Below are 9,909 nucleotides of genomic sequence, written 5' to 3'. Positions count from 1 at the left end.
CCAAAATGGGGACAGTCGGGCGGTTTGAGATGTCCCGTCATCACTTCGAAACTGCGACATTCATCCACATTGATCACCGGCAACACAGGTTCCGCAAATCGGGATCGGGCATCAAACCGCTGCCATTCCGGGCGAAGTTCCAAACCCCCGTCAGAGATACAACCAAAACCCCGCCACGCGCGATCACACGTCTGATAAATCTCCTGCACCAGATCCTGGGCTGCCCGATTCCCGGTTGGCCGCACCGTACGTGCATATCGATTCTCAAGCCGCGCCTCGTTTGCTTCGAGTTGCTTCACACAGGCCAGAATCCCCTCCAGTAAATCCAAAGGCTCGAAACCGGTCACCACGACAGGCAAGCGATACTGCTCCACAAACGACTCATAGGATTCATATCCCATCACAGTGCACACGTGCCCCGCCGCCAGAAAAGCCTCGACCCGATTATCGGGGGCCTGAACCAGCGATTCCATCGCCGGTTGCACGCGCACATGCGAAACAATCATACTGAAGTTTTCCCGTTGATCGCGGGCCGCCTGTTTAACAGCCAGCGCAGTCGCAGGTGCTGTCGTCTCAAATCCTACCGCGAAGAACACCACTTGTTTGTCTGGATGTTTCCGTGCCAGTTCTACGGCATCCAGCGGAGAATAGACTATCCGCACGTGCGCTCCCGCAGTCTTTGCATCTAACAATGATCCTCGGCTGCCAGGGACCCGGAGCATATCGCCAAAACTCGTCAGCAGGACTTCTTCACGCCGTGCCAGTTGGCAGGCAAAGTCGATCGCTTCCTGATCTGTGACACACACCGGACAACCCGGACCATGAATTAATTCAACCGTCCCCTGCAGCTCTGACGCAATTCCGTGCCTTAACAGACTATGTGTCTGCCCGCCGCACACTTCCATCAGAGTCCAGCAGCGGCTTGAGACTCTGCGAATTTCATCCAGTAATATTTGTGCTGCCCGAGGATCGCGGTACTCGTCAAGATATTTCATGGGGCAGCCTCAGACTCTGAGGAAAGATCCGAACGCCAGCCTTCATCCTCGCCCCATTCGGCAAGTGTTTCGAAAATACGTTCCGCTTCAACCGGATCAATGCGGCTGATGGCGATTCCCGCGTGAACCACCACATAATCTCCCAGCTCCGCTTCAGTGACACACGCCATATGCACGATACGACGGACGCCATCGAATTCTACTTCCGCTTGTGCAAACGCCCCCTCACGCTCAAGCCAGCGCACCACCTTACCCGGAATTCCTAAACACATCGAAACGTCCCTTTCAGTTTCTTCCGAAAAACGGCGACGGCAAGCTGACCTGCCGCCAGGCCACCATCATTAGGAGGAATCTTTCCAGGCAGTCCCAGTGGCTGTCCGTTCTGTTCCATTTCTTCCACCAGAAACTCCACTAGACATCGATTCTGAAAAACGCCGCCTCCCAGAACAACAGGCGTGGGAGCGAACTGATTACAGAGCCGGGCGACAGCCCGCGCCAAACCCCGATGAAATCGCATCGCCATCACGGCCGGAGAGACCCCCGCTTCACGGTCTTTTAAAATCTGAAGAATCAACGGCCGCCAGTCAAGCTGCACAGGTTTCCCCACCTGTAATGAAATCTCATAGCAGCCTGCTTCCGAGAAATCACAGACCGCCTCCAGCAGCATTGCCGCCTGCCCTTCAAAATCACAGCGATTCACTCCTAAGACTAATGCCGCCACGCCGTCGAATAACCGCCCCGCACTGGTCGTTTGAGGTGAAAATTTTTTTGAAGCAATAATTTTTAACAACGGCTCCACCTGCTCTGTTCCCAGCCGTAAGCGGGCAGCCACCTCCCTGCCGGCAGCCTGTGCGACCAGTGAAACAGCCACACGCCACGGTTCGCGGATCGCAGAGTCCCCACCGGGCAGACAGAACGATCTCAAGTGTGCCACTCTCGTATAACTGGTCGACGTCGATAATAGAAATTCTCCTCCCCAGATGGTTTGATCGTCCCCCCAACCGGTGCCATCAAAGGCGACTCCTAATACCTGACGATCAAGCCAGCCCTGCTCCAGCATGCCCGCCACAACATGCGCATGATGGTGCTGCACCGTATCCACAGGAACCGATTGTCGAGCCGCCCACTGCGAAGTGAAATAATCCGGATGGGTATCGAAGGCCAAACCGCATTGAGAGACGCCATACAATTGCTGCACTGACGCTAACTGCTCCTGATAACGCTCACAGGACGCCAGACTATTGAGATCTCCGATATGAGGACCCAGAATACTCTGACGACCGTTATTGAGTGCGAACGCCGCTTTCTGATGTCCGCCGAGTGCGGTCAGGGGAATCTCACTTTCCAGGTTCAAGGGCAACGGAGCCAGTCCACGTGCCAGACGAATCGTCACTCTCCGCCCCGCCATCCAGCGCACCACGCTATCGTCGATGGGACGTTCAATCGGTCGATCATGTTCCAGCCACAGGTCAGCGACTGATTGCAGTTGAGTCTCTATATTTCCCCGCTGATAGATCAGCGGTTCTCCCTCCCGGTTGGCACTGGTAACCACGACAGGAAAGGAACAATGCTGCAGTAACAGCCAATGTAAAGGTGTCGTCGGCAGCATTAAACCCAGAGTGTTCAAGCCGGCATTGATTCTGCCTGCCAAACCGGAATTACCGCGAGATTGCAGCAGGACAATCGGAGCGGCGGAGCTGGCGAGTTCACGCCGTTCACAATCATTGAGGAATACCAGTTTGTCGGCCTCTCCCAATGAACTCACCATGACCGCCAGAGGTTTCCCGTACCGGCGCTTTCTCTGTCGTAGTTTTTCAACGGCGATTTCTGACGTCGCATCCACGAGCAACTGGTAACCTCCCAATCCGCGTAGCGCAACGATCTGTCCCTGCTGCAGAGCGGCGGCGGCTGCTTTGATTGCGTCACGCTGATTCGCAATTTCTCGTCCCGTGGCATCGTGACACCAGATGCGGGGACCACATTCCGCGCAGGCATTGGTCTGCGCATGAAAGCGGCGATCAGCGGGAGACCGGTATTCCGTTTGACAACGAGCGCACATCACAAATTCTGACATTCCGGTTTGTGCCCGCTCATAGGGCATCGATTTGATAATCGAATAGCGGGGACCGCAGTTGGTACAACTCGTCATCGGATAACCATAACGGCGGTTTTCCGGTACTGAAATCTCAGACAGACACTCCTGACACACGGCAATATCGGGAGGAACATGTGTTGCGAGAGGGCCCCCAAGATCACTTTCGGTGATCTCAAATCCGATTAATGCGCTTATCTCTACATCTTCGCGTTGCCTGTTTTGAATCCAGGCTCCTGCAGGTAAATGTTCGTCTAACCCCTCTTCAAAACGGCGCACGACATCCACGGGACCTTCAATAATCAGTTCGACCCCTTGAATCGAATTACTGATTTGACCGGTTAAACCCTGTTCCAAAGCCCGGCGCGCCACTGCAGGGCGCAGACCGATTCCCTGTACGCGACCATTCAACGTCAGCTTCACTGCGACTATCGATTCTTTGAGATTAACGGTTGCCTGCCGGTTCATGATACATGGCCAAACGTTGTTGATGTTGCTGTTCCAGAAAATCACACCAGCGCGATATTCCGGAACCGTCCAGAGCACAATTTGTTAAGACTTTCAATTCAGGTTGTATTCGAAGTGCGTCCTCTGTCACTGTGTCAACAGAAAAAGGGACATGCGGCAGTAAATCCAGCTTGGTAATCACCATCGCCTGACTGGTACGGAACATTTTCGGATACTTGCCCGGCTTATCATCGCCTTCGGTCGTACTGATCAGCACCACACGCAGGTGTTCTCCCAGATCGTGTGACGCCGGGCAGACCAGATTCCCCACGTTTTCAATAAACAGAAAATCCACAACAGGATCACCCAGCGCTTTCAAACCCCGCTGAACCAAAGGTAATTCCAGATGACAGGCCCCCCCGGTAGTTAACTGGGCCACCGGAACCAGCGGCGCCAAACGTTGTGCATCGCGATCTGTTTCGAGATCGCCCACCAGAACGGCCATACTGCGACGGCCGGCAAAATGTCGCGCCGTTGCTTCGAGCAATGTTGTTTTCCCCGCCCCCGGCGAAGAGAGCAGATTGATGACCAAAGTCCCCCGACGTCCGAGCCTTTTACGCTCCACGGCTGCATCTGCTTTCTGATCGGCCAGCACGTCGCGCTGTACGATAATCGTGCGCTGATTCATGATGCGACTCCTTCGATGGAATGCTTCGAATTAATGGTGACACTGATTAATTTCACTTCATCTCCCTGAAGGACCTGCACCGAACCTGCCTGACATACAGGACAACGAAACTGAAAATCGACGATTTCAAACCGATGATCGCATTGGCTGCAGACAGCAGTGACAGGAACGACTTCGAGCGCCAGTTGACAGCTTGACGAAAATACCGCAGGAGCCATGTCAGCAAATGCCATCTGAAACAAGAGCGGTTCGACTCCGGACAAGTCACCCGCCTGCACGCAAATTTCAGCAACCTGACCGCCCCCTTCTGCAGCGACGATCTGTTCCACCTGCCTTAATAAATTCTGAACCAGCGACCGCTCATGCATGTTGTGTCCCCGCTGTTTTCACAGGAATCACCAGTTCCTTACAGAGGGTCTCTGCCACTGCGATCGCTCCTGCCATCACGGAATCAGTCATCGACTGGCCGGGCTGCGCTTGCGCCACTTCGACTCCCCAGATGTGAACCGAATCGGGAAGTTTCCCCAGTTGTTCGGCCAAAGAAAGTACTGCGGGTAACGATAAATTATGCGTACCCGACCATTGCATTGTTTCCAATTGTCTGCAGGGCCATTCCCAGTGGTGAAAACTGCCGACGTCTCCCGCACCCTGACAGGCGTCACAAATCACCAACTGTTTGAAATCACTCATCCAGTCCAGTAACTCATCAGGCGTCCGCGCCAGACGGACACACACCAGATTGCTATCGCTGTTCCTGTCTTGAATCTGTCGGACAATCTCCCAACCGACCTGATCATCACCGTGGGGACTGCCGATACCTGCGATCATGATTTGACTGTGATACTTCATGACAATGCTACTTTCACAGCTTGGACTAGCTACGTTCAATTTTCACTTTCAGAAAATGCGTCGAACAACTGATACAGGGATCGTAGGCTCGCACGAGGTTTTCGCATTTCCTGGCGGTCTCCTGCTCGTCTTCACTGATGACATGTGAGATCCATTGTTTCAGGTCCGCTTCAATCTGAGCCTGATTCTGTGAAGTTGGCGGAATAATACAGGCTTCGACGATTTTGCCTGCCTCATCAACCACATAACGATGAAAGAGCGTTCCCCGCGGCGCTTCGGTAGCAGCCATCCCCTCGCCAGCCTGATACTCGTATGTCTCGCGTGATTTGCCCTGGGGCTGATCGCCTCGCAGAATCGTTAACGCTTCTTCATAAGCGTGCACGATTTCCAGACCCCGCGCGATGATCGCCTTATGCGGATTACGACACAACGGTTCCAACCCGATTTCATCGGCCAGTTTTCGCGAGGCGGGAGCAAGCTTGTCCCGGTTCAGATTGACGCGTGACAAAGGCCCCAGCAGATAGGGGCGTCCCGTCGACTTGCGAATCGCATGCAGTGCCGTCGAATGCGGAACCTGTCGTTCTTCAAATTCTTCCTCGTAGTGACTGACCTCAATCAAATCACCGCCGCTGGTTTTCATGACTCCTTCATTCATCGGATATTCATCAGGATGCGACAGAGAGATGTAGTCACAATCGGTTTCGAAGTCGGGAAAATCAAAACCGGCAACCCAGCGCGTGGTCTCAATCGCTGCTCCTAAGCCCCATTCAAAGTCGGCAATCAACGTTTGAAATTCTTTGCGTTTCGGCAGACGATAAAAGCCCCCCACACAAACGTTGATGGGGTGAATCGCCCGGCCTCCCAGCAGATCGACGAGTTGATTGCCATGTTTTTTCAGGCGCAGCCCCCGGTTCACTTCATCTGGAAACTGCTTCGCCATTTCCAGCCCGCTGTCGAAACCCAGAAAATCAGGTGCGTGCAGCAAATGCATATGTAAGCCGTGACTTTCAATCCATTCCCCGCAATACAGCAATCGGCGTAAACGGCGGATCTCGGGTGAGACGGTTACTTCCAGAGCCGATTCCAGGGCATGTACGCTGCTCATCTGGTAGGCGACCGGGCAGATGCCGCAGATGCGGGCTGTGATATCGGGTGTATCTTCCAGAGGTCGGCCGCGTAACAACGCTTCGAACAGGCGCGGCGGTTCGTAAATTTCCAGGCGGACTTCATCCACGACATCGCCACTCAGACGAATATACAGACCACCTTCCCCTTCCACACGCGACATGGTTTCCACTTTGATTGTCCGGTTGCCCATCAGTTCTGCTCCTTGATCTGATCCGTCAACCGCTGACTCTCATTCCGAAACGCAGGCGCATAGACATTAAAGTTGCGCAGATTGTGTGACACCTCTGCCGCAGAAGCCCCTTCGTTCAGCGCATGCGTACTCAGGCTCACCAGATTGGGCTGAGCAGCGGGACCATAACAGCCATAACAACCACGGTGATAACTCGGGCAGATCGCATTGCAGCCAGACTGTGTGACTGGCCCCAGACAGGGCGTTCCCTGTGCCACGGTCACGCAGACCGTTCCGCGTCGTTTACAATCCAGACAAACACTGTGTCGGGGTGTCCGCGGATTTCGGCCTGCTAATAAAGACTGGATGACTTCGATTAACTGATATTGATTGATCGGACAGCCACGCAATTCGAAATCCACTTTTACATGTTCGGCGATCGGCGTCGATTTGTCTAATACCTGAATGTATTCGGGGCTTGCATAAACGGCTCGCATGAATTCTGCTGTATCGGCCCCGTTGCGCAGTGCTTGAATGCCCCCTGAGGTCGCACAGGCACCAATTGTCATCAAAAACTTCGCGTCACGACGGATCTGCTGAATCCGCTCCGCATCGTGTGGCGTTGTAATTGAACCTTCAACGAGGGCGATGTCATAAGGGCCCGCTTCCATCCGGCTGCTGGCTTCGGGAAAATGGCGAATCTCTACTGCGTCCGCCACCGCCAACAATTGATCTTCTGCGTCGAGCAGTGATAATTGACAGCCATCACAGGAAGCAAATTTGAATACGCCCAGCTTTGGTTTTCCCACGACTACAGTCCCTCCACTTTTAAATAGGGCAAAATCTGATCGTAGCGAAAAACCGGTCCATCCTTACAGATAAATTCCGGCCCTAACTGGCAATGTCCGCACAGGCCCACAGCACACTGCATGTTTCGCTCCGTGGAGACCCAGATCTGTTCGGCCGTCATTCCACGCTGCATCGCCGCTCGGGCCGTAAACCGCATCATCAAATCCGGTCCGCAAATCAAAAGAATACTCTTGGCAGGATCAAAGGCTTTCAACCGCTCCAGTAATAATGGGACGACTCCCACATTTCCATGCCAGCCGGGACTGGAACGATCCACGGTTTCTCTGATCTCCAAACCGCCTTTAGACCAGAGATGATATTCTTCCGTATAAAGTCGCATTTCGGGAGACCGCGCCCCGTAGAGCAAATGCAACTGTCCATATTGTTGGCGTTCTGCAAGCAGACGATAAATAAGCGGCCGTAATGGTGGTAAGCCAATCCCCCCCGCGACCAGAATCACATCGCGTCCGGCACACATCTCCAGAGGCCAACTGGTGCCGAAGGGTCCTCTGAGTCCCAGTGTATCCCCGACTTTCATGGCTGCGATACTTCGCGTCACATTTCCCGCGACCCGAATTGTGTGCGCCAGAATTTCAGGCGATTCAGGATTGCCGCTCATTGAGATCGCCGACTCACCCGCCCCTGGTACATACAGCATATTGAACTGTCCGGGCACAAAACGGTATGCTTCGGCGGCAGCAGGATCAGTCAGCGCCAGTTGATAAGTCGCCACATCATTCACTTCAGGTGTGATCTCGCGAATCACTGCCGTTTGCGGCACCCAGTGATTGACTTGCGAATCGGCAGTTTCTCCTGTTGTTGAGCAAGAGGAATTCATGTCTGCGTTTCCCGAATGGCAGCGACTTCCCGCGTCAGATCAATCCCGACCGGGCACCAGGTGATACAACGACCGCAGCCGACGCAACCGGATGTCCCGAACTGATCGATCCAGGTCGCCAGTTTATGAGTCATCCATTGACGATAACGGTTTCGAATACTGTTTCGCACGAGACCGCCATTCATATAGCTGAAATCCACATTAAAACACGAATCCCACTTGCGTTCCCGCTCCACATGATCGCCCGTCAAATCACTGACCTCTTCCACGGAACTGCAAAAGCAGGTCGGACAGACCATCGTGCAGTTGGTACAGGACAAACATCGCTCCGCAACATCATTCCATTGCGGATGCTCCAGGTTAGACATCAGTAAGTCTCGAATGTCCGTCGTATCCAGCGTTTTTGTGATCTGATCAACAGCCTGTTGCCGTGCGGCTTCCGCCTGCCTTTGATTCTCATCCGTGGCAATCTGTGTTTCCAGAGCATTGATAACGATTTCACCTTCTGGAGTGGCAACCTCTACAACGAACCCGTCTGCCAGTTCCGTCAACGCCAGATCATATCCCGCTTTGCAGCGGGGGCCGGTATTCATGGAAGTACAGAAGCAGGTAGAAGCGGCCTGGGTGCAATTGACGGCAATGATCAGTGCCTTGTTACGACGCCCCTGATAGCTCGGATCAACATAAGGGCCTCCAATAAAAACCCGGTCCTGAATTTTGAGAGCCGCCAGTTCGCACGCCCGCACCCCCAGAAACGCGAACTTGGGTAACTCCTGTTCCGGCTCTGTAAACTGCCAGCCAGCGTCTGTTCGATCTGCCACCGAGAGTGTGCTGACCGGGGGAAAAAGCTTTTGTTTCCAGGAATGCGGGCCGACCACATACCCGAACAATGCGTCATCGCCTCGTTTCTCTAAGCGATATTTCCCCGGCTCCTGAATGTCAGTCCAACCACGGGGTAAATCGTCAACCGAAGTCAAACGGTCATAGACAATCGCTGCCTGATCAATCGTGGGACCAATCACTTCATAATCCAAAGCGTGTAACACTTCGAAGAGTTTTGCAAACTGCTCGGTTGAGAGAAAACAGGATCGGGCAATTTCGGTTTGCGATTCCTCGCTCATTCCGACGCCCCTTTCTGACTGCTGTTATATGAATTGACGTCGCCATACATGTCAAGCACCTGCAGACGGCAGGCGACGAGCCGTTGTGAAAGGGCAGAAGCAATCCGCTTCATGATCTGGTAGCCGATATCATGATCCAGTTCACAGAGTTCCCTCAACTCAGCGGCATCAATGGCAACAGCTTGTGTGTCCTCCATAGCGACTACCGTTGCCGTCATCTCCCCCTGTTTCAGAACCGATGACCAGCCAACCAGATCACCAGCTTCCAGAGTCAGAACAGGCAAACAGCCACGGGCCTGGATACTCATACAAATCTCAACCCGACCGCTACTGATGACATAAATGTCCTTATGATCGGTCCCTTCTGCAAAAACGATCGCACCTTTCGGGAACTCCTGCAGACGTGAAATAACTGCCAGTTTCCGTTGATCCTCATCGGACAACCCTGCTGTGAACCGAAGTTCCATCAGGATTTCTTGAAGCTGTTGAACATCCATCACGGCCTCTCTCACTTGCCTTCGATGACTAACCAGATCACTCGCTTCGATTCTAACCTTCCGCATCCACAGCGTCTATAGACTGACAAAGCCCAGACACCAGAGCGCATAGGGGATCTCCCCATGCACAGGTAAGAACATCATCCGATATGAAGTCAGATTGAAAACCTGATAGAAAAGAACTCTTGCCGCTCTAAACTGACTTTTAAAAATAATCTGCTGCGAGATCGTCCTTT

General features: G+C 53.4%; 11 protein-coding genes. All 11 read right to left on the bottom strand.

The genetic code is table 11. The features are described from left to right. A partial coding sequence (gene hypD / locus Q0294_RS12155) for a hydrogenase formation protein HypD (RefSeq protein ID WP_299465436.1) occupies window positions 1-995 on the bottom strand: 995 nt, incomplete at its 3' end. Next, complete coding sequence (locus Q0294_RS12150; RefSeq protein ID WP_299465433.1) at window positions 992-1,267, bottom strand: HypC/HybG/HupF family hydrogenase formation chaperone; 276 nt, start codon at window positions 1,265-1,267, stop codon at window positions 992-994. The genes hypD and Q0294_RS12150, both read right to left, overlap by 4 nt. Next, complete coding sequence (gene hypF / locus Q0294_RS12145; RefSeq protein ID WP_299465430.1) at window positions 1,258-3,510, bottom strand: carbamoyltransferase HypF; 2,253 nt, start codon at window positions 3,508-3,510, stop codon at window positions 1,258-1,260. Before hypF ends, Q0294_RS12150 begins: the two co-directional genes overlap by 10 nt. A 22-nt stretch (window positions 3,511-3,532) precedes the next feature. After that, entirely contained in the window at window positions 3,533-4,222 is a 690-nt protein-coding gene (gene hypB, locus Q0294_RS12140) for a hydrogenase nickel incorporation protein HypB (protein ID WP_299465427.1), read from the bottom strand. After that, a complete protein-coding gene (locus tag Q0294_RS12135) occupies window positions 4,219-4,590 on the bottom strand; it encodes a hydrogenase maturation nickel metallochaperone HypA (protein WP_299465424.1) in 372 nt (123 codons plus the stop codon). Before Q0294_RS12135 ends, hypB begins: the two co-directional genes overlap by 4 nt. Continuing rightward, window positions 4,583-5,071, bottom strand: coding sequence for a hydrogenase maturation protease (locus tag Q0294_RS12130; protein ID WP_299465421.1), 489 nt, complete (start codon window positions 5,069-5,071; stop codon window positions 4,583-4,585). Before Q0294_RS12130 ends, Q0294_RS12135 begins: the two co-directional genes overlap by 8 nt. Window positions 5,072-5,096: 25 nt before the next feature. Next, complete coding sequence (locus tag Q0294_RS12125; protein WP_299465418.1) at window positions 5,097-6,389, bottom strand: Ni/Fe hydrogenase subunit alpha; 1,293 nt, start codon at window positions 6,387-6,389, stop codon at window positions 5,097-5,099. Then, window positions 6,389-7,177 carry an oxidoreductase gene (locus Q0294_RS12120; RefSeq protein WP_299465415.1) on the bottom strand — a complete coding sequence of 263 codons (789 nt, stop codon included), beginning with the start codon at window positions 7,175-7,177 and terminating at the stop codon, window positions 6,389-6,391. The genes Q0294_RS12125 and Q0294_RS12120 overlap by 1 nt, the downstream gene beginning before the upstream one ends. 2 nt (window positions 7,178-7,179) lie before the next feature. Beyond that, window positions 7,180-8,055: an FAD/NAD(P)-binding protein gene (locus Q0294_RS12115; RefSeq protein WP_299465412.1), complete on the bottom strand. Its 876-nt coding sequence runs from the start codon at window positions 8,053-8,055 to the stop codon at window positions 7,180-7,182. Beyond that, complete coding sequence (locus Q0294_RS12110; protein ID WP_299465409.1) at window positions 8,052-9,176, bottom strand: 4Fe-4S dicluster domain-containing protein; 1,125 nt, start codon at window positions 9,174-9,176, stop codon at window positions 8,052-8,054. The genes Q0294_RS12115 and Q0294_RS12110 overlap by 4 nt, the downstream gene beginning before the upstream one ends. Continuing rightward, the gene (locus Q0294_RS12105; protein ID WP_299465406.1) at window positions 9,173-9,643 is read right to left on the bottom strand and encodes a cyclic nucleotide-binding domain-containing protein; all 471 of its coding nucleotides are present in this window, start codon (window positions 9,641-9,643) and stop codon (window positions 9,173-9,175) included. Before Q0294_RS12105 ends, Q0294_RS12110 begins: the two co-directional genes overlap by 4 nt. Window positions 9,644-9,909 lie beyond the last annotated feature (266 nt).

This window comes from uncultured Gimesia sp. (genome assembly GCF_937919775.1).
GTDB lineage: Bacteria > Planctomycetota > Planctomycetia > Planctomycetales > Planctomycetaceae > Gimesia.
This window is presented reverse-complemented; position numbering and strand designations above follow the sequence as displayed.

Bases quoted from the DNA above. Each gene is read 5' to 3' on its own strand.
- Q0294_RS12150 (WP_299465433.1), bottom strand. From the start codon at position 1,267: ATGTGTTTAGGAATTCCGGGTAAGGTGGTGCGCTGGCTTGAGCGTGAG.
- hypB (WP_299465427.1), bottom strand. From the start codon at position 4,222: ATGAATCAGCGCACGATTATCGTACAGCGCGACGTGCTGGCCGATCAG.
- Q0294_RS12135 (WP_299465424.1), bottom strand. From the start codon at position 4,590: ATGCATGAGCGGTCGCTGGTTCAGAATTTATTAAGGCAGGTGGAACAG.
- Q0294_RS12130 (WP_299465421.1), bottom strand. From the start codon at position 5,071: ATGAAGTATCACAGTCAAATCATGATCGCAGGTATCGGCAGTCCCCAC.
- Q0294_RS12125 (WP_299465418.1), bottom strand. From the start codon at position 6,389: ATGGGCAACCGGACAATCAAAGTGGAAACCATGTCGCGTGTGGAAGGG.
- Q0294_RS12115 (WP_299465412.1), bottom strand. From the start codon at position 8,055: ATGAATTCCTCTTGCTCAACAACAGGAGAAACTGCCGATTCGCAAGTC.
- Q0294_RS12110 (WP_299465409.1), bottom strand. From the start codon at position 9,176: ATGAGCGAGGAATCGCAAACCGAAATTGCCCGATCCTGTTTTCTCTCA.
- Q0294_RS12105 (WP_299465406.1), bottom strand. From the start codon at position 9,643: ATGGAACTTCGGTTCACAGCAGGGTTGTCCGATGAGGATCAACGGAAA.